The organism is Chryseobacterium defluvii (assembly GCF_014204415.1).
Taxonomy (GTDB): domain Bacteria; phylum Bacteroidota; class Bacteroidia; order Flavobacteriales; family Weeksellaceae; genus Chryseobacterium; species Chryseobacterium defluvii_A.
In genome coordinates this window covers 1,421,900-1,442,345 of the sequence record NZ_JACHLE010000001.1, presented here as the reverse complement: position 1 = coordinate 1,442,345, position 20,446 = coordinate 1,421,900, and the positions used below count along the sequence as shown (strand labels likewise).

The window sequence follows — 20,446 nt, the reverse complement described above, 5'->3', positions numbered from 1 at the left end:
GACGGGATAAAACTTATTGATTTTCAGCCGGATTATTTTCCTGTTCACTCCTGATCTGCTCGCTCATTTCCTCTAAAACAGGCTTGATGGTGCTTTCAGGAAGGTCACTGATGCGGATGTACATCAGCCCGTCTATTGCATCATTGAAATTAGGGTCTACATTAAAGGCTATAACCCTTGCGTTTTGCTTGATGTATTTTTTGATCAGGACAGGCAGCCTTAATTCAGGCTCCAGATCATCAATGATCTTGTCCAGTTTATTAAGATCAGATTCCATTTCATCAAAGAACAGGTTTTTATCACGGTCTCTGAGCTTTACCTTGTACTCATTTTTAGGAGTGATATATTGGGCCACTGCCGAGTCATAATAATTCGAACGCATAAACTCAATCATGAGTGATTTTGAGAACTCGGAAAACTTATTGGAGATGCTCACACCACCCATCAGGAATTTGTGATCAGGATTTCTTAAGCATACATGTACGATCCCTCTCCACAAAAGAAAAAGCGGAAGAGGTTTCTGCTGGTATTCCTGGCAGATATAGGCCCTGCCCATTTCGATTACTTTTTTAAAGAAAGGGTGGATGTCCTGCTCAAATTCAAAAAGAGAACTCGTATAGAATCCTTTGATCCCGGATTTTTTCATCACCTCCTTACCCAAAGCCATTCTGTAGGCACCTACAAGTTTTTCTTCGGCATTATCCCAAAGGAAAAGATGATGGTAATGCTTATCATACTCGTCAAGGTCAAAAGGAAGATTGCTTCCTTCTCCTACGGCACGGAATGTAAGTTCCCTTTGCCTTCCGATTTCCCTCATTACAGAAGGGATCTCTTCGTAGGAAGTAAAGTATATTTCATAATTCCCATTGCTAAAAAGCATCTTATCAGTACCTTTCAGTTTGCTGATATCTTTAAGGATATCTTCTTTCGGAGTTTCATCAATAATATTCTGGACAATATTTTCCTCTCTAAGCAAAGGGAATTTTATAGATAAATTCTGAAGGTTAATGGTCTGGGCGAGAGATTTTCTTTTCTCATAATAAGATTTCATCATATAAACCTTACGTTTCAGGAATTCTCCCAGTTCTTCAATGGTTTCCATATCATCCATTGCTTTCACCGCAATAGGTCTTCCTATCCTGATGCGGATCGGTTTTTCCCTTTCATTCATCATCTCTGCAGGAAGCATAAGGGTCTGTAAATTCGCATGAAGTTTGGCTACCTGATAAAACAAGCGGCTGTTTTTTGCATGGAAATACATGGGAACTACCGGCACTTTTGCCATTCTGATAAGTTTAAGGGCAGGTTTTTCCCATTCTTTATCTAAAATTTCCCCGTAAAGATTATTTTTGTTGGAAACTTCCCCTGCCGGGAAAATTCCCACGCAGCCTCCCTCTTGAAGATGTTTTAAAGTTTCGCGCATCCCGGAGGAACTGTTGTACGCCTCTTTTCTGCCTTCAAAAGGATTCACGGAAATAACGTAGGGTTCCATGGGTTTTATTTTTTCCAGGAGAAAATTTCCCATTACCTTAAAATCCGGGCGTACTTCCGTTAATATTTTGCACATTAAGATCCCGTCAATGGCACCCAGCGGATGATTGGAAACAAGAATAAAAGGTCCTGTTTTGGGAATCTTGGCCAGATCCTCTTCAAAAGCGATGTAACTTAAATTTCTTTCCCTTACAAATGAGTCGAAAAAGTCTTTGCCTTCCTTATCTTTTAGTGTATCATACAGTCTGTTTACTTCATTTATTTTAGCAATGCTCATCACAGCAGATGCTACCGGATTCTTTAGGAATCCGATTTTACTTAAGCCGGAAGCTTTAATTAGATCGTTTTTCGAAATTAGGCTCATGTGTGCTTAGTCGCTATTAGTTTTATTGTGTTACCATTTGAAGTGTATTTTTCGAGATCTGTTCCAGTAATACACTTTTTTGCTGGTAAAATTTATCAATCTTATCTATGTTCGCATTTCTTACGGTGAATAAAGATACATTTTTTACCACTTCAGTCTTGAATATTTTCTGAAGTTCCTCATTAAGTTCGTCAATATGGTTAAATTTATCTTCCAGGCATAAAGCTAAGGAAATTGCTGAATTCTGCATCAGGGAAACCTTAATTTTATACTTGGACAAATATCCGAAAATTAAACTCATGTGATCTTCGGCAATGAAAGAAAAATCCCTTGTAGATATTTTTAAAAGAGTTTGGCTTTCCTTCAGGATATAAGACTCCTGCTGTTGATTTTTATCAGATGCCCCTACCTTGGTTCCCTCTTTCGTAGGATCTACAAAAGATTTTACGTAAAAAGGAATACTCTTTTGCTGTAAAGGCTGTAATGTTTTCGGGTGAATTACGCTGGCACCGTAATAAGCCATTTCAATGGCCTCCTCATATGAAATATTGGAAAGTAGAGTAACATCCTTGAATTTTCTCGGATCTCCTGTCATCACCCCCGGAACATCCTTCCAGATTGTCATGGCCTCGGCATTTAAACAATATGCAAAAATAGCTGCAGAATAGTCGGAACCTTCTCTTCCCAGGGTTACCGTAAAATTGTTCTCATCAGAGCCAATAAAACCCTGTGTGACATAGCATACCTCAGGATTTAAAGTAGAAATAAATTCTTCTGTCTTTCCCCAGTCTACTACACCTTCCCTGTAAGAATTGTCTGTTTTTACGTAGTCTCTGGCATCCAGCCATTGGTTGGTGAATTGTATTTCGTTCAGATATTCGCTTACGATTTTAGTGGAGATCATTTCTCCGCAGCTCACCACCTGATCATAGACAAAATTATAGTTGGGAGATTTATTTCTTCTTAAAAAAGAATCAATATCATCAAAGAATACATTGATTTCGGCAAAAACAGCATGATTTTCAGGGAACAGCCCTTTTGCAATCTCAATGTGCTTCTGTTTTATATTTTCAATTTCTGTTTGATAGTTATCCTTCTTGAAATAAAGTTCCACAACCTTTTCCAATTCGTTAGTTGTTTTTCCCATGGCTGAAATCACCAGCAGACATTTGGAAAAACCCTGGCTTTTTAAGACCATAGATACGTTTTTTACACTCTCCGCATCCTTTACGGATGCTCCACCAAACTTGAAAATTTTCATTAAATTGTTAAAAATAAAATGGTTAGATAAAAATCACTTGAGTTTTTTACGGAGATCAAAATTATAAATTTACACTGAGATATGAAATAACCTGGTTGCTGGATGGACTTAAGATTTTATTAAAATTAAAAATTATCTCAAAATATTCGGATTGCTTCAAAATATTGGAAGTGGTTTTTACAAATATTTCTGTATATATTATCAAATAATTAATGTATTGTATTGAAAATCAGTGTTTAATATGTTTTGTGAATTAATTTTTAAAAATGCAATAAATTTTACGAAATTTGGAGAAAACGTAAAAAGTAAAACATGTCAGAACAATCATTACAGACTTTAGGAGAATTTCTTATTGATAAGCAGGAGGATTTTCAGTATTCTACGGGTGAGTTTTCACGTCTTCTGAGTGCAATAAGACTGGCTTCGAAAATAGTAAACAGAGAGGTAAACAAAGCAGGAATTGTAGATATTACAGGAACGGCGGGAAACCAGAATATTCAGGGTGAAGAGCAGCAGAAACTGGATGTGATTGCCAATGATATTTTTATTACCGCTTTGTCACAGAGAGAAGTTGTTTGTGGTATTGCTTCTGAAGAAAATGATGATTTTATTGACATTAAATGTGGAGAAAATGGTCATTTGAGCAAATATGTTGTACTGATCGACCCGCTTGACGGCTCTTCAAATATTGATGTTAACGTTTCTGTAGGAACAATTTTCTCGATTTACAGGAGAGTTACCGAACCGGGAACTCCGGTTCAATTGGAAGATTTCTTGCAAAAAGGGATCAACCAGATTGCAGCAGGTTATGTGATTTATGGTTCGTCAACGATGATTGTTTATACAACAGGGAATGGTGTAAACGGGTTTACCCTTGATCCTTCTTTAGGTACTTATTATCTTTCTCATCCGAACATGCAGTTTCCGAAAACCGGTAAAATTTACTCCATCAATGAAGGCAATTACATCAAATTTCCACAGGGAGTTAAAAACTACCTTAAATATTGCCAGATGGAAGAAGGCGACCGTCCATATACTTCAAGGTATATCGGGTCTTTGGTAGCCGACTTTCACAGGAATATGCTGAAAGGAGGAATTTATATCTATCCGTCTTATTCTCAGGCACCCCACGGAAAACTGAGGTTATTATATGAATGCAATCCGATGGCGTTCTTAGCGGAACAGGCCGGAGGAAAAGCGACAGACGGTTTCAGAAGAATTTTAGAAGTGGAACCTACGGAGCTTCATCAAAGGATCCCTTTTTTCTGTGGAAGTATCGATATGGTGGAAAAAGCAGAAGAATTTATGCGAATCGACAGCGTAAAGTAAATGACAGCAGAATATTTCAGATATATATTACAGTTCAAACGCCCGGGTGGAACATCCCGAGGCGTTTTGCATGAAAAGGAGACCTTTATTCTTGAAATATCAGATCAGGGAAAGAAAGGAACAGGGGAGTGTGCGGTTTTCAGAGGTCTGAGTTTTGATGACAGGCCTGATTATGAAGAAAAATTACAATGGCTTTGCAAAAACATCCGTCAGGATCCTGAATTCTTAAAAGAAGAATTAAAAGAATTTCCTTCCATCTGGTTCGGATATGAACAGGCTGTATTGAATTTAAAAAACGGAAGTAATCTCTACTTTCCAAGTGAATTTACAAAAGATAAATCCCCGATCATTATTAACGGCCTGATCTGGATGGGAGACGTCAGCTATATGGAAGAACAGATCCTGGACAAGCTGAAGAAAGGTTTTCATTGTATCAAGTTGAAAATTGGAGTCGATTGGAAATCAGAACATAAGATCCTTCAGGAGCTAAGGCGGAAATTTTCAAAAGCTCAATTGGAATTGAGGGTAGATGCTAACGGCGGATTTACCACGGAAGAAGCAAAAACTGTTTTGCAGCAGCTTGCCGATCTGCATATCCATTCCATAGAGCAGCCGATCAAAGCCGGTAACCGGAAAGGGATGGCAGACTTATGTGCAATAACACCAACTCCGATCGCATTGGACGAAGAACTTATTGGTATTACTGAGCTGGATGAAAAGAAAAAGCTTTTAGAAACAATAAAACCACAATATGTGATCCTGAAACCCTCTCTTATTGGAGGTTTTTCAGGTTCTGATGAATGGATTTCCCTTGCTGAGCAACAAAATGTAAAATGGTGGATCACTTCCGCACTGGAAAGCAATATAGGACTGAACGCAATATCCCAATATACCTATACCAAAAACAGCATAATGCCACAGGGTTTAGGAACGGGAGGCCTCTTCACGAATAACTTTGAAAGTCAGTTGGATTTAAAAGGAGACAGGTTGTTTTTTAAGAATAGTAATGATAGGGTCGAATAATTTTTTTGTGTGTTTTTTTGTTGATACTCAGTTAAATTAAATCACGTCTTTTACGAAAATTGTTTTCTTGATATATAATAATATATGAGAAAACGTTCTTTTAACTTTTTCCATGATAAAAAAATTTAGTATTTCTCTGTGTGTAGATTTACAATCTTTGTGCCATTCCTTTGGGAGTTTAAATATTTAACATATAGATTATTATTCAGCCAAGTAATTTACTTATTTTTTAGGTTACAATGGTGAAAATATTCTCATTATTTTTTAACCGGTTAGAAATAAGATTTCGGTCTATGCCATTCAGGTTCTGAAAAATATCATTCTGAACCTGTGAGCTCGACAAATACCCCCAATGGTTTCCTACATCAAATTTCAGGGTATTCAGCAGATCATCCTCAATATAAGTACAGTCAATAATGGAGATTACCTCCTTAAAAGGTTCAATATGGCTTGGCCCGTTTTTACCCAGCCTCGGAGTGAGGATATTTTTTGTAAACTGTGAAATTCCTAAAACAAAATCCTTCCTGTTCAGATAAATGGATATCCTGTTGGCTAATGAAGGAAGCTTGTTAAAAGAATCTTCCGAATCTTCAAAAACCTTGTAAGACACATCAGCGTTCAGCAGCAGGACCTGATCAATGACCCTTACAATATTCTCTCTTTTAAGGCTGTACAGCATACTTTGAAGCACACGGTTACCCATAGAGTGGGCCATAATATGAATCCTCTGGTTACATGGTACAAGATCCCTGTTGGAAAAAGTATCTTTTAAGAACTGGGTATAAAAATAAAAAAGCCTCATCAGGGAATTTCCGGAATTGATGCTTGCCGCCTTATCATCAAAATAGGTCAGAGGGACAATGCTGCTAGAAGCCGGCCAGCTGACAAACAGGATGTGTTCTACAGGTGATTCCGGATTGTCAATAAATAGTTTTTTAAGATCGATGATGGCTTTTAATTCATCATCAAAATCATAAGCATATCCGTGGATGAATATCAGGACATCACTTCTGGACTTGGTAGAAGACATGTTTTTGTATAACTCATAAAACATTCTTTGGGTTCCGCCCAAGTGGTTGGCTGTAAGGCCGGATTTCTTTATGCCTTTTTCATTTAACAGAACATCCAGGACATCCTGATATCCTTGCTTTTCAGGCTCTGAAAACAATTTATAGTTTAGAATATTCCTGTTGGTATAGTCTTTTTTCTTTTTGGCCTGGGCAGAAGGCTCCTTATAATTGTCAAAATCACATTTGGCAATCCTGAAATTAGGGATCGAGTATTCATCATTCGAGAATGAATCTATTCTTTCACCTTTGTGGCGAACGATCTTGCGATTACTTAGAATATAGACAGCCATGTTTTAAATACTTTATGAGGAGATAAGTTGGTTTTATAAATTTCGGAAAAAATATTGAATTGGTAATAATTGTACTCCTGAATTATCATTTTCGTAAACCCCAAATTTTCCATAACTTTGTGAAACTTTTTTTGCATAAATAAAAGCTGATTTAATGGAAGAAGAAAAAAAACCGCTCAATTTTATTGAGCAAATTATAGAAGATGATCTGGCAAACGGTCTGAAAAAAGATCAGATCCGTTTCCGTTTTCCCCCCGAACCGAACGGGTACCTGCATGTAGGGCATACAAAAGCCATCTGCATCAATTTTGGTTTGGGCGAAAAATACAATGCTCCCGTAAACCTTCGTTTCGATGATACAAACCCTGAAAAAGAAGAACAGGAATTTGTAGACTCTATCAAAAAAGATGTGGAATGGCTGGGTTTCCGATGGGATAAAGAATTGTATGCATCAGACTACTTCCAGCAGCTTTATGAATGGGCAGTCCGGCTGATTAAAGAAGGAAAAGCTTATGTAGATGAGCAGCCGTCTGAAGTGATCACAGAGCAAAGAAAAAATCCTACAGAGCCGGGTGTGGAATCTCCACACAGGAATCGTCCTGTTGAAGAGTCTTTAGACTTATTCGAAAGGATGAAAAATGGTGAATTCGAAGAGGGTGCAATGTCTCTTCGTGCCAAAATAGATATGGTTTCTCCAAATATGAACATGCGTGACCCTGTGATGTACAGGATCTTAAAAAGACCGCACCACAGAACGGGAACAGCATGGAAAATATATCCAATGTATGACTGGGCTCATGGAGAATCTGACTATCTGGAGCAGGTATCCCATTCTTTGTGTTCATTAGAATTTGAGAATCACAGACCGCTTTATAATTGGTATCTGGAGCAGGTTTATGATGAATCCAAAATAGCTCCGAAGCAGAGAGAATTTGCCCGGATGAATGTTTCTTATATGATCACTTCCAAAAGGAAGCTGCAGAGACTGGTTGCAGAAAATGTAGTGACCGGATGGGATGATCCGAGGATGCCCACCATTTCCGGAATGAGAAGAAAAGGGTTTACACCTGTATCTATCAGGAATTTTATTGAAAAAGTAGGCGTCGCTAAAAGAGAAAACCTGATCGAGCTTCAATTGCTGGAATTCTGCGTCCGCGAAGACCTGAATAAAGTGGCCAAGCGTGTGATGACTGTGGTAGATCCCGTCAGGCTGGTCATCGAGAACTATCCTGAAGGAAAAGAAGAATGGCTGGAAACAGAAAACAATCCGGAACAGGAAGATGCAGGAACAAGAGAAGTGCCTTTTTCAAGAGAGTTGTATATAGAGCGTGAAGACTTTAAAGAAGAAGCCAATAATAAATTCTTCAGACTGAAGCTTGGAGGTGAGGTTCGTTTAAAATCAGCCTATATCATCAAAGCGGAAAGAGTAGAGAAGGATGAAAATGGTGAGATCACAACCATTTATGCAACCTATGACGAGAAAAGTAAGTCAGGAAGCGGAACCGAGGAAAGCTTAAGAAAAGTAAAAGGAACCTTACATTGGGTATCCGCTCAGCATGCACTGCCTGTGGAAGTAAGGGTTTATGATAAACTATTCACTGTAGAACAGCCGGATGCTGAAAAAGATGTGGATTTTTTAAACTATATCAACCCCGAATCTGTAACAGTTGTACAGGGATTTGCCGAGCCGGGTCTGAAAGATGTGGCAGTAGGAGAACCGCTTCAATTCCAGAGAATCGGATATTTTACAAAAGACCAGGACTCTTCGGATACCCGTTTGGTATTCAACCGCACTGTAACATTAAAAGACTCTTATAAGCCGGAGTAAAGAATATTTTATATCATTATAAAAGAGAACAGGGCTTATTTTCAGGCCCTGTTTTTTATTTTTTGTAACTGCGTTTTGAATTTAGTCGCAAGAACAGACCAAAAAGATGATATCTGTTTAAGGATAAGCAAAGGCGTAAACTGATTAAAGAGATATAAAATCTTTTCCGCTTTTGTATTAAATAAAAAAATTAAAACTAAACTTTAGAAATTGTGAAATTATTACATCTATATACAAGTTCATTTAAAGGGCTTACCAAAGAAAGCTGGATGCTGGCTCTGGTAATGCTTATCAATCGTTCCGGGTCTATGGTACTTCCTTTTTTAGGAGTGTATATGACAGCACATTTGCATTTCAGCATTGAGAATTCAGGGATCGTCCTGAGCTTTTTCGGGATAGGATCCGTGATCGGGTCGTGGCTCGGCGGGATGATCACCGACCGTATCGGTGAGTATTGGGTACAGAGCCTAAGTTTGTTGCTTAGTGTACCGTTATTTTGCCTGATCCCGCTTTTCACTACAGAAGCCGGACTGGCAGGGATTATTTTAGCTCAGAGTATTGTAAGTGAGACTTTCCGTCCTGCTAACTCAGTGGCAATCACCAAATATGCGAAACCGGAAAATATTACAAGAGCATTTTCCCTGAACCGTATGGCGATCAACCTGGGGTTCTCGATCGGGCCTGCTTTGGGCGGGATATTGTCTGCAATCTCTTATGAATTTCTGTTTTACAGTAATGCTATAGGAGCTTTGCTGGCAGGTTTATTGTACGTCTGGTTCTTTGGAAAACGAAACAAAACGGCGATCAGAGAGATAAAAAAAGTGAAAGAAGCTAAAGCTACTATAAAGGAAAATTCACCTTATCGCGATACTAAATTCCTGATTTACTGTTTCTTTTGTATGCTGTTCTCCATATGCTTTTTCCAGTTATTCAGTACATTAACGATATTCTATAAGGATACGGCGCGTCTCAGCCAGCAGAATATAGGGTATATTTTAGGATACAGCGGTTTCCTTATCGTATTATTGGAAATGTCGCTGGTGCAGATTGCAGAAAAGTATTCCAAACTGGCTTTTACAATGCTTATAGGAACATTTCTCTGCGGGTTTTCTTATGCGATCATGGCTTTTGATCATAGTCTGTTTACATTGGTGCTTTCAATGACATTGCTTTGCATCGGGGAGATCTGGACATTACCATTTATGTCTACCATTACGGCATTGCGCTCGGGAAAAAATAATAAGGGAGCTTATATGGGGCTTAACGGAATGGCGTTCTCGCTGGCATTTATCATTACTCCTTATTTGGGAACGATGATGGCGGAAAAATTCGGTTTCAGTGTTTTATGGATTGTGACCGGTATTATTACCACGATCACTGCAATAGCTTTTTACTTCATTATCCCGTGGATGCTGCCAAAAAAGGTTTCGGATGAGGAAATTGTTTTATAATCTTTTGGTAAAGAGAAATTTTAATATTGTTATATGAAGATTAATTTTCAAAACCTTTGTCATTTTGTAGGAAGCCTAATGAAGCGACGAGGTTAATCTAAACAATTTTACTTTATTAAATTGACCGCAAAAGTTTTTTAAACACATTAGTTACTTAAGTTAAAAAAAAGATTGCTTTAAAGTTCACATAAGCTGAATAATTCGGCTTATCTCAGTATTAGATTTTCCAAAAACTAAAGTGTCCTCATGTATGCATCAATATTTGACTTTAAAACAACTAAAGTGTTTAAAAACTTTTGCGACTTTTGTGGTTCAATTAAAGAGGTATTTTAGCAAGAATGTTCCTCATAATCATCTCCGCATGGATCCTCGAGTTTTCAATAAACCAGAGATGGGTATCTTTTCCGCCACAGACAACACCCGCTAGATATAAACCCAGGATATTGGTCTCCATGGTTTCAGGATTGTAGACGGGATTTAAGCATTCTCCCTGCAATTCAATTCCCGAATTTCTCAGGAGATCGAAATCAGGAAGATAGCCGGTCATGGCGAGGACAAAATCGTTTTCTATTTCTTTGATCTGGTTATTTTTATCTTTAAAAACAACAGAATTTTCTTTGATTTCAAGCAGTTCGGCATTAAAATGAGCAGTAATGCTCCCTTCCGTGATCCTGTTTTCAATGTCAGGTTTTACCCAGTATTTCACACTTTTTGAGATCTCCGAATGGCGGATGAGCATAGTGACTTCAGCTCCTTTTCTGTAAGTTTCCAGAGCTGCATCCACTGCGGAATTGCTAGAACCTACCACTACCACTTTTTGTCTGGTATAGGGGTAGGGTTCCTTATAATAATGCTTTACTTTTGGAAGATTTTCTCCGGGAATATTCATCAGGTTAGGAATATCATAAAAACCGGTTGAGATAACCACATTTTTAGCCAGATATTTGGATTTTGAAGTTTCAATCTCAAAAAGATCTTTATTCTTTATAAGGTTAAGAACTTTTTCGTATAGACGGATATTGATGTTTTTCTGTCTTGCAATTCCCTGGTAATATTCCAGAGCTTCCTGTCTTCCGGGTTTGGGAGCGGTAGAGATAAAAGGAATGCCGTCAATTTCCAGCTTTTCGGCTGTGGAAAAAAATCTCATATGCAAAGGATAATTGTATAATGAATTGACGATGGTTCCTTTTTCAATGACCATATAGTTCAGATCATTTTTCTGAGCTTCAAGAACACAGTTTAAACCGATAGGCCCGCCTCCGACAATGAGGATATCAAGAATTTCCATCTCACAAATTTAGTTCAAAACCTTATAAGACACTTAAATTTTACCAAAGAACTTGTCTATGATCACTATTACGTATGGCATCGGTTTTGGTGGTTTTTCAGGTAAATAAATATCGGAAATATGAGAAAATTATTCCTGCCATTACTTGTTTTGATTGTTTTTGCCTGTAAAAAGGCACCCGATAAACCTGTTGAGCGTAAAGACTCTATTATTCATTATAAATCAGAGGAAAAAGCTCAGGTTCAGCCTGAAATGAGCAAAAAAGAAGTTTTAAAACAGGCTAACAATGAAATCCTGCACGCTCTGAAAAATAAGAACTATGTGAAATTTTCAGAGTTTATCCATCCTGAGAAAGGAGTGAGATTTTCTATGTATGCATTTGTGGATCCAAAAGGAGACAAGCAATTTTCAAGAGCTGATTTTCAGAGGTATTTCCCTACTAAAACCCTTTTTACCTGGGGAATGATGGATGGCTCAGGAGACCCTTATAAGGCAACAGTTAATGAATATTTTGAAAAATGGGTGTTTTCTAAAGATTTTACGGCATCCCAATATTCTTTCAATATTTTTCAGGGCAGCGGAAATTCTCTGAACAATCTGAAAGAAATCTATCCTAAAGCCGATTTTACGGAAAATTATATCAAGGGCACTGAAAAATATGGTGAAATGGATTGGAAAACCCTTCGCTTTGTATTCGAAGAATTTCAGGGGAAATATTATCTGATCGGTGTGATTAACGATCAATGGACGGTTTAACCTAAAATTTCAGCAAGCTTTTTAGTCAGGTTTTTTCTTGAAAACTGCTCAATATTCTGAGTGTTTTCAAGAAGATCTCCGTTTTTCCAGAGTGTGAATTTTTCGAGAATAAAGCTTTTAACCGTTTCCAAATCATTATAACCGAAATGCTTTCCAGCGCGGGTTTCTTCCAATATTTTAGAAACATCGGCTTCTTCCGGGCCAAATGAAATGATCTGTTTTCCGGTAGCCAGATATTCAAATATCTTTCCAGGAATAATGCCTTTGGAAGATTTGTGGGGAAAATTAGTGATCAGCAGCAGGTCTGAGTGCTGCATTTCTTCAATCGCCCTGTCATGGGAAAGGTAGCCTAGGTTCAGAATGTGGCTTTTCAATCCTGAATCTTCAATAGAATCCAGTATCTTATCATCAACCCTGCCAGCGAATTTTAAGATAAAGCTTTCTGCAAAATCCGGATAATCCTTTACTAATTCATCAAGGGCTTTCCACAGATTTTCAGGATTACGGAGCTGTTCCAAAACACCGATATAGCTTAAGGTGAAATTGGGTTTGAGAGTTTGGGGGTTTGAGGGTTTGAGGGCTTGAGAAGCTTTTTTCTGATCTCCGGTTTCGCGATTTTGCAATTCTTCAATTTTACAATTTTGCGATTCTGCGATTTTACCTGAGTCGCTTTCATCAAAACCATTGGTAATACAAATGGCATTTGCTCCTTTTTTACGGAAATTTTCAGCATCGGTGTAGCTGGTTGCCAGTGTAATATCTGCACTTTTAAAAACATTGCCTTCCAACTGACGGTGCTTCCGGTCAGAGCTTTTGGTTAGCTTTAAATGCTTGTAATAAGAGATCTCTGTCCACGGATCCCGGAAATCAGCGATCCATTTAAGGTTGGGAAGCTTCTTTTTTAAGCTTAAGCCGATGAGGTGCAAAGAATGCGGCGGGCCTGAAGTGACCACAACCTCTATTTTATTTTCCTTTAAATACCTTTCTAAAAACTGTACGGAAGGCTTTACCCAGAATACCCGGGCGTCAGGAATAAAGAAGTTGCCTCTTACCCAGATCGACAGCTTAGATTTCCAGCTTTGATTTTTACCGACATCAAATTGCCCGGCTTTGAATTTCTTATTACTTTTATTAAGTTTTTCAGCTAACTGATAAGGCTCCCAGATTTTTGTCTTAACAATTTCAATGTTTTCCGGGACATCTTTCAGCAAACTTTCGTCCAATAAGGGATAATTCGGATTTTCCGGGGTATAGACCACCGGCTTCCATCCAAATTCGGGAAGGTATTTTGCAAATTTCAGCCATCTCTGTACTCCCGGGCCTCCTGCAGGCGGCCAGTAATAGGTGATGATGAGAATTTTCTTTTGTTCCATTAAAATTTAGATTTTTTGTCACTCTGAACACAGACTAAAGGTATGTTCAGAGTGACAAAACCTATATATTATTAAGCTTTTTCTTCAACCAGGGCTTCTTTTTTCCTGTTCTTATTCATCCGGAATATACCGAAAGCACTCAATGCAACGAATAATCCGAAGCAAAACAGGGAGATCCATTTGCCTTTTTTGATCACTTCCGGTTCAAAAACCATTCTGATGTTATGATTTCCGGCAGGAACGTGCACTGCACGAAGCAAATAATCTGCTTTAATGTATGGAACTTCTTTATCATCGACAAACATTTTCCATCCGTGGGGATAATAGATCTCGGAGAATACGGCCAGTTGAGGTGTTTTTGACTGGGACTTGAATTCCAGTTCATTCGGCTGGTATTTTGTGAGATTAATGAAGGCCGAAGGATCTGCCTGAACCGGTTTGCCACTGAAATATGACTTATCGGATGATGCAATGACAGCGGTTGTTTTGCTGTTGATTATTCCGATTGATTTGATTTCTTCGTTAGGTGTGTTCGCGAACTTCAGATCACTTACAAACCATGCATTTCCGTTGGCTTTGGGATTAGGGATAGCCTGTGGCTGCTCCGGGCCGCCCACCACCCAGTATTTGGCATTCAGAAGGTTGAGTATGTTAGGGACTTTCACAGAGTCCATGACCTGGAAATATTCGTTGATCACATCATCATATCTTCTCAGCTTTACCGCATGGTAACCCCCGATGGAAGATTTATAATAAGAGGTATTCGTTTCACTGAATGTCCCTAAGATATTATTGAAGATTCTGTAATGGGTTTTGTCTTTTTCAGCAATGGTTTCCAGTGTTTTATTGACCTGGACATTGGCTAAAATGGATTCCAGATTCGGATTTCCTGCTACTTTTTCGACCAGAAGGTCTGAGCTTTCGGTTTGAAAAGGGCTTTCTGCAAAAACTTTATCTACATAATTTTCGTCATTCAGATAGCGCTTGTTTACAGTCCATAAGTCGAATAAGCTTACAACTCCTATGATGATCAGGGCAATATTCTGACTCAGTTTTTTCTGCATACTCATAAATAAAGCGGCTGCAGTTATTGCTACATAAATAAATGCTTTGATAGCATCTATTCTGAACAGCTTGAATCTTTCATCCACAAGATAATCCAGCAGGAAAGGAGGGAAATAGGTCTTCTCATTATCTGTGGCAAAACCTAATAAAGATTTTCCGAAAATTAAAAGAATGAGCACAAACCCCAAAGTTCCGGCGCTTACATACAGAAGGATTTTCTTTTTATATTCTTCTGTAAGTTTCTCATCTGTGAAAAACCGGTACAGTCCGATAATGGCTATCAACGGGAATAATAGTTCCACAACGACCAGAATGGAAGAAGGAGCCCTAAATTTATTATAAAAAGGAACAAAATCTATAAAGAAATCTGATAAAGGCATAAAATTGCTTCCCCAGGCTAGTAAAATTGTCAGAATAGAAGCTCCTAAGATCCAGTAACGGTATTTTTTCCATCCGAAAAAGAATCCTAAAAGGGCCAGAAAACAAACAACAGCTCCCTGATAGGCAGGGCCGGAAGTTCCCGGCTGGTCGCCCCAGTAGGTTACTCCGCTGAAGCCTTTTGAAACCCTGTCCATTTCAGCCTGAGAAGAAACGTTTTCCTGAACCATTTCCTGAACCCTGTTCATGATCTCTTTTGCTTCCGGTTCCTGGCTTCCTCCACCCATTAATCTAGGAATGAAAAGATTTAAGGTTTCCAGTTTTCCGTAGCTCCACATCAGCATGCTTTCTTTATCCATTCCGGATTTTCCTGAGGTGTGGCTTTCATTATTTAAAATCTGTTTTCCACGAACTGTTTCTTTCACGTATTCGGAATTGGCCATGATCCTCTGGGAATTCATCCCAACCCCTATAGCGCATGAAGCGGCAATAATTGCCGAAGAAATAAGGAAATGCTTCATTGGCGTTTTTTTCTGGATCGCCCTTAGAAGTTCTGACAGGAATAAGAATCCCAATGCCAGGAACAGGTAATAGGTCATCTGAGGGTGGTTCGCGGCTATCTGAAGCCCCATGAAAAGGGTAGTGACAATGAAGCCCCAGATATATTGTTTCCGGATATATACCAGTAAGATCCCTGCTAAAAGGGGTGCAAAGTACTCAATGGTATTGACTTTACCGTTGTGTCCTGCTGCAATTATGATATAAAAATAGGTGGAAAGTCCAAAAAAAGTGGCTCCCAGTAAGGCATACTTCCAATTCCTTACTGTGACCATTCCCAAAAAGAAGAATCCGGCAAAAAGTAAAAAAAGATAATTGACCGGCCTGGGAAGGAAATTCAGGTAGCTGTCAATTTTTTTGATAATATCTCCTTTGAACTGGCTTCCCATCTGGTAAGTGGGCATCCCTCCAAACATAGAGTCGCTCCAATAGGTTTCCTTTCCTGTGTCAGCTCTGTAGTCGAGAAGCTCTTTTGCGCCTCCTCTGTACTGTACGATGTCGTGCTGGAAAAGCTGTTTCCCTGTAAAAACGGGAGTGGAGTATAAAAATGCCAAAACTATAAATACAACTAAAGAAATTGCAATATAAATTAAGTTTTTATTTTTTGCCATACGGGTTGTTTATCTTTTGTTTTCCGGAATTATTACCTTTTATTATCATTTTCTTTCACCTCTTCATAGTCCACAGTTTCTGCATCCCAGTTCAGTTTCTGATCAATATTCTTATTTGAGCTTTGTATATCCTGTGGTCTGTTTTTATTTTGATTGCCGGATCTATAGCTGTAAAAAGATTTAAAGAAAATCCTTTTAAGAATGTTCCAGACAAAGAAAATAATAATAGCAGTGAGTACTAACTCAAAAATGTACTTCATGATTTTATGTGTTTAAAGTTCAGGGTTTAAAGTTTATAGTTCAAGATTTATTAATAAAAAACAACACACTCAAACTCTATAACTCTCAAACTCTCTTACTTGGAAGAAGGGTTTACCATTACAGAAGAATTGGAAACACTTTTCATAGACTGGGATTGTTTACCGTCTGAAATGGTTTCGATCTGAGTAGTTTTTACCGTAATATTCTGATTGGTGATCCATCCTGAGTTCTGATCAAACTTTATAGTACCGTTCTGTACCAGCTCACTGCTTAGACTGTGTGTGATCGGGCCCTGGGTTTTCTTCTCTGTTTTCTTAGGAATTCCACCCGTTACAGCAATTTCAGCAATACCGTTTCCTACACTTTTCAAGATGTAGTTTGAGCTCACTTTCACACTTCCGCTTGGATCTGCATTTTCAGTGTTTGTCCATTTTTCTCCTACTTTGGCTCCCTTTTTAGGAATGATCGTAAGGTTTTTGTTGAACTGGTCTTTTAATACTTTTTCATTGAAGGTCTCTTTAAGACTGGCCACTATATTTGCTTTCTGATCAGCATCCTTGATCAGGGTTCCTACAGCATTGGATACCTTGGTATAAATAGGATCAAAGCCTGTAATGGAGATCACATTTCCTTTGGTATCCATTTTCATATTCAGCTTATTTCCGGTAAGGGCTTTGTTGATGTTCCAGATCATTTTCAGGTCATCTTCTTTCGGAAGAGGCTGTTTGGTATCTACAATGACGGTTTTTCCCTGAGCGGTCTGGGAATTCCTTTTGCCTACAAGGTTAAGAGTAAGGTCATACACATTTCCTTTGATGTCATTCACCGTGAAGTTCATCTCATCTGTCGACTCGCTGGTCCCTGTGATCGATTTTCCCTGAGGATCGGTCATTGTTTTTACATCCCTCTGATAAGTGGTAAGGGGATACGTTTTGCCTTTCTCCAGTTTAAAGGTCTGAGTATAAATGCCTGCAGAATCTTTAATGGCCGGATTTTCCTCAACTTTTGCCACGGAATCAGCAGGGACTTCCACTGTGATGGTTTTGCCGGTCTTGGGGTCTATTTTTGTGATTTTTGCCGTTTCTTTTTTACAGGATATTAAGGCTATGGATGTAATCAGCGCTAATGCTGTTATATTTTTCATTTCTAATAGTTTAAGGTTTATTTTTCAAAATTTAAAGCTTAGCATTCATTACCAAGCTAATCTCTAACTTCTATTTTCTAATTAATTTTGGTAAGCTTCTGCCTCATAGCTTCATATAAGATCGCACCACAGGCAACAGAAACATTAAGAGACTGTGTTTTTCCTTCAATAGGTAACTTAATTTTTTCATCGGAATGATGCAGGACTTCTTTTGAAATTCCCGTTTCCTCATTTCCCATGACGATAGCACACGGTTCTGTAAAGTCAACATCATAGATCAGTTTTTGAGCTTTTTCAGTGGCAGAAAATACAGATATTCCACTTTGCTGAAGGAAATCAACCGTATGAGCCAGATTAGCTTCTTTACAGATCTTGATATTGTAAATGGCTCCAGCAGAGGTCTTTATAGCATCTGAATTGATCGGAGAAGCTCCCTTTTCAGGAATGATCACTGCATCAATCCCAACGCATTCTGCCGTTCTGCATATGGCTCCAAAGTTCCTTACATCCGTAAGCCTGTCCAGGATTAATAAAAATGGAGTTTTCCCTTCCTCAAACAATTGGGGAACAATATCTTCCACTTTATAAAACGGAACATCCGAAATAAACGCTACAACTCCCTGATGATTTTTTCTTGTGAAACGGTTCAGTTTTTCAACCGGAACATAGTTCGGACGTATTTTATTTTTAGCCAAAGCAGCTTTTAGCTCAGCATAAATTTCACCCTGTAATGCATTCTGCACAAAGATCTTGTCAATAGTTTTTCCCGCTTCTATAGCTTCAATCACAGGACGAAGCCCAAAGATGAAATCATCCTTTTTATCGTTATTGTTCATTAATGTTCTGGTATAAATGTTTCTCCCGAATAATATCCATATATCGTGTTTTCTTCTAAAAGAGCTGCTTTGCCTCTAAAAACGGGTGTGTTATTCCGAATGGTAGTCCAAAGTACATTAAACGCATTTGTATTGGGAATTCGTTCTATTCTCATACGGTATGAGTATGGTTTATTACCTTCTAACCACGAAGTTATATACTCCGCTTCAAACAATGAACTTGAATTTTCCAAGCTGTTGGCAAAATTTGCACTTTCGGTTAAAATAGTGTTTCCGTGATTATTGAAATATTCTCCAATCAAATTTCTTGATGCAGTTAATCTAAAGTGAAAGCTTCCAAAAACTAATTCTTCCATAATTAATATTTTTCTCCTAAAATAGCCCTCTTCTGGGCCATAGCGTACCCATAATGCAGGCTTTCATGCATGTTGTTAAAAATAATGGCATCCTGAATACTCTTCAGATCCAGCCCGAAACTTGTGGTGTAAGGGGTGTAATCTGAAAAGAAATCACTGTCATAATCCTTCATTAAGATCTTTGAAGTTTCCGTCAGTAAAAATTCAAGATCTTCTACTTCAGACTTCTGGACGCTGAGATTAGGCAAGGTCCCTTTTTTATAAGTTTCGATCCAGTACTTATCAATTCTGAACGGATTTCCGCTTAAATAATAATGCAGAAGCTGCTGTGTGGCAACCGTATGAGCAATGTTCCAGTAAATATTATTGTTAAAACCATCCGGAATCAGCAAAAGGTCTTCATGGGACGTATTCTGCAAAATATCCAGAAGGTTCTTTCTTACCTGTCTGTGAGCTTGAAAATGATAATTCATTTTACAAAATTTTAATCACCAAAAATAGTTTAATAAACTGGAAATGACAATTTTTGAACCGGGGTTTGGCGTAAATTTTATATATTTTTATGAAAAAATAGGGTTGTATAAACAAAAAATATATAATTGACCAGTTTACAAAAACCCAAATCAGAAGTGATAGTAATTTAATGATAGTGCTTTTTGCATTGAATGTAAGAAATCAAGGAGCTTCTTTTATTATATTCTAAGGTGGATGAATGATACATTAATTGTTAATCTATTTTAACCGGGCTTTGTGAATCTATCTTTAGATTTAGATAATGTATACAAATATTAAGATTTGTTAGCTCAAGCAATATGAACTTTTTTCCAATAAATATATGAGCCTTTGAGCAATAAAAAACAATTCTAATTGGCTCAATTTTGTTTTACTAAACATTAAAGCAGAGTAAAATGAGTAAAACAATTTTAATTACAGGTGCTGCGAGTGGTTTTGGAAAAATCGCTGCATTTGATTTGGCTAAAAAGGGACATAAGATCATCGCAACCGCGGAAATTTATCCTCAGGTAAGTGACCTGATTCGGGAATCGAAAGAATTGGGCATTGAGTTGATAGCAGATAAGTTGGATGTGACCAATACCCGTGATATTGATTACATTGTGGATAAATATGATATTGATATTCTCATCAGTAATGCGGGAATTATGGAAGGGGGTCCTATTGCAGAGCAGCCTTTGGATTTGATCCGCTATATGTTTGATGTGAATGTATTCGGAGGTTTGCAATTGGCGCAGGGATTTATAAAAAAATGGGTTGAACAGAAAAAACCGGCCAAAATTGTATTCACTACCTCAATGGGCGGGCTTTGGACAGTTCCCTATGTTGCTGCTTATTGTGCTTCAAAGCACGCTATGGAATCCATCGCCGAAGGTTTGAAAACGGAATTGGCTGAATTTAATATCAAAATCGCGACTTGTAATCCGGGTGTATTTGGTACGGGTTTCAACGATCGTGGCGTAGATTCTATTTTCCGCTGGTACAATCCGGAAAAAAACTTTACACCATCAAAAGTTTTTAATGGTGCAAGGGAATCCCTGAATGATCAATTAGACCCGCAATCGATGGCAGATACAATCGTAAATGTAGCATTGGATGACAATTCTTATTTCAGGAACGTGCATCCTAAAGAAACCGAGGATTTTGTAAAACAGCTGCAGACTGAGGCCTGGAGTGCAAAAAGCTAAATAATTAAGTGGA

Annotated in this window: 17 protein-coding genes; 6 read left to right on the top strand and 11 right to left on the bottom strand. The window is 38.1% G+C overall.

Annotated elements, in window-relative coordinates; all coding sequences use genetic code 11:
- Positions 1-13: 13 nt before the first annotated feature.
- Complete coding sequence (locus tag HNP38_RS06515) at positions 14-1,855, bottom strand: lysophospholipid acyltransferase family protein (protein WP_184186300.1); 1,842 nt, start codon at positions 1,853-1,855, stop codon at positions 14-16.
- 22 nt (positions 1,856-1,877) lie between these two features.
- On the bottom strand, positions 1,878-3,116 hold the full coding sequence (locus HNP38_RS06510) for an aspartate kinase (protein WP_184186297.1): 1,239 nt from the start codon (positions 3,114-3,116) through the stop codon (positions 1,878-1,880).
- 312 nt (positions 3,117-3,428) lie between these two features.
- On the opposite strand from HNP38_RS06510, the gene fbp reads away from it, so the two are divergent.
- Both fbp and HNP38_RS06500 read left to right on the top strand, forming a co-directional pair.
- Positions 3,429-4,445: a class 1 fructose-bisphosphatase gene (gene fbp / locus HNP38_RS06505; protein ID WP_184186294.1), complete on the top strand. Its 1,017-nt coding sequence runs from the start codon at positions 3,429-3,431 to the stop codon at positions 4,443-4,445.
- Entirely contained in the window at positions 4,446-5,468 is a 1,023-nt protein-coding gene (locus HNP38_RS06500) for an o-succinylbenzoate synthase (protein WP_184186291.1), read from the top strand. It begins immediately after the preceding gene.
- Between the two features lie 229 nt (positions 5,469-5,697).
- Here the strand turns inward: HNP38_RS06500 and HNP38_RS06495 are convergent, their stop codons facing one another.
- Complete coding sequence (locus HNP38_RS06495; protein ID WP_184186288.1) at positions 5,698-6,828, bottom strand: alpha/beta hydrolase; 1,131 nt, start codon at positions 6,826-6,828, stop codon at positions 5,698-5,700.
- Positions 6,829-6,982: 154 nt separating this feature from the next.
- On the opposite strand from HNP38_RS06495, the gene HNP38_RS06490 reads away from it, so the two are divergent.
- Positions 6,983-8,656 carry a glutamine--tRNA ligase/YqeY domain fusion protein gene (locus HNP38_RS06490; protein WP_184186285.1) on the top strand — a complete coding sequence of 558 codons (1,674 nt, stop codon included), beginning with the start codon at positions 6,983-6,985 and terminating at the stop codon, positions 8,654-8,656.
- Between the two features lie 269 nt (positions 8,657-8,925).
- Complete coding sequence (locus HNP38_RS06485) at positions 8,926-10,107, top strand: MFS transporter (RefSeq protein WP_184187646.1); 1,182 nt, start codon at positions 8,926-8,928, stop codon at positions 10,105-10,107.
- A gap of 316 nt (positions 10,108-10,423) precedes the next feature.
- Here HNP38_RS06485 and HNP38_RS06480 read toward each other — a convergent pair whose 3' ends face one another.
- Positions 10,424-11,395, bottom strand: a complete 972-nt coding sequence (locus tag HNP38_RS06480; protein WP_184186282.1) for a YpdA family putative bacillithiol disulfide reductase — start codon at positions 11,393-11,395, stop codon at positions 10,424-10,426.
- 120 nt (positions 11,396-11,515) lie between these two features.
- Here HNP38_RS06480 and HNP38_RS06475 point away from each other — a divergent pair, with 120 nt between their 5' ends.
- Entirely contained in the window at positions 11,516-12,151 is a 636-nt protein-coding gene (locus HNP38_RS06475) for a hypothetical protein (protein WP_184186279.1), read from the top strand.
- On the opposite strand, the gene HNP38_RS06470 is transcribed toward HNP38_RS06475, so the two are convergent.
- The 7 genes from HNP38_RS06470 to HNP38_RS06440 all read right to left on the bottom strand — a co-directional run bounded on the left by HNP38_RS06470 (position 12,148) and on the right by HNP38_RS06440 (position 19,206).
- Positions 12,148-13,524 carry a glycosyl transferase family 1 gene (locus HNP38_RS06470; RefSeq protein WP_184186276.1) on the bottom strand — a complete coding sequence of 459 codons (1,377 nt, stop codon included), beginning with the start codon at positions 13,522-13,524 and terminating at the stop codon, positions 12,148-12,150. The genes HNP38_RS06475 and HNP38_RS06470 overlap by 4 nt on opposite strands.
- A gap of 71 nt (positions 13,525-13,595) precedes the next feature.
- Positions 13,596-16,136: a YfhO family protein gene (locus tag HNP38_RS06465; protein ID WP_184186273.1), complete on the bottom strand. Its 2,541-nt coding sequence runs from the start codon at positions 16,134-16,136 to the stop codon at positions 13,596-13,598.
- Between the two features lie 32 nt (positions 16,137-16,168).
- Positions 16,169-16,396: a hypothetical protein gene (locus tag HNP38_RS06460; protein WP_184186269.1), complete on the bottom strand. Its 228-nt coding sequence runs from the start codon at positions 16,394-16,396 to the stop codon at positions 16,169-16,171.
- 95 nt (positions 16,397-16,491) lie between these two features.
- Positions 16,492-17,541 (bottom strand): DUF6263 family protein, encoded by a 1,050-nt coding sequence (locus HNP38_RS06455; protein ID WP_184186267.1) that lies wholly within the window; start codon positions 17,539-17,541, stop codon positions 16,492-16,494.
- Between the two features lie 77 nt (positions 17,542-17,618).
- A complete protein-coding gene (gene rlmB, locus HNP38_RS06450) occupies positions 17,619-18,377 on the bottom strand; it encodes a 23S rRNA (guanosine(2251)-2'-O)-methyltransferase RlmB (protein ID WP_184186264.1) in 759 nt (252 codons plus the stop codon).
- Complete coding sequence (locus HNP38_RS06445; RefSeq protein WP_184186261.1) at positions 18,377-18,733, bottom strand: hypothetical protein; 357 nt, start codon at positions 18,731-18,733, stop codon at positions 18,377-18,379. Before HNP38_RS06445 ends, rlmB begins: the two co-directional genes overlap by 1 nt.
- Before the next feature lie 2 nt (positions 18,734-18,735).
- Positions 18,736-19,206 (bottom strand): DinB family protein, encoded by a 471-nt coding sequence (locus HNP38_RS06440; protein ID WP_184186258.1) that lies wholly within the window; start codon positions 19,204-19,206, stop codon positions 18,736-18,738.
- 435 nt (positions 19,207-19,641) lie between these two features.
- Between HNP38_RS06440 and HNP38_RS06435 the strand changes: the two genes are divergently transcribed.
- Positions 19,642-20,433, top strand: a complete 792-nt coding sequence (locus HNP38_RS06435; protein ID WP_184186255.1) for an SDR family oxidoreductase — start codon at positions 19,642-19,644, stop codon at positions 20,431-20,433.
- Positions 20,434-20,446: the final 13 nt, after the last annotated feature.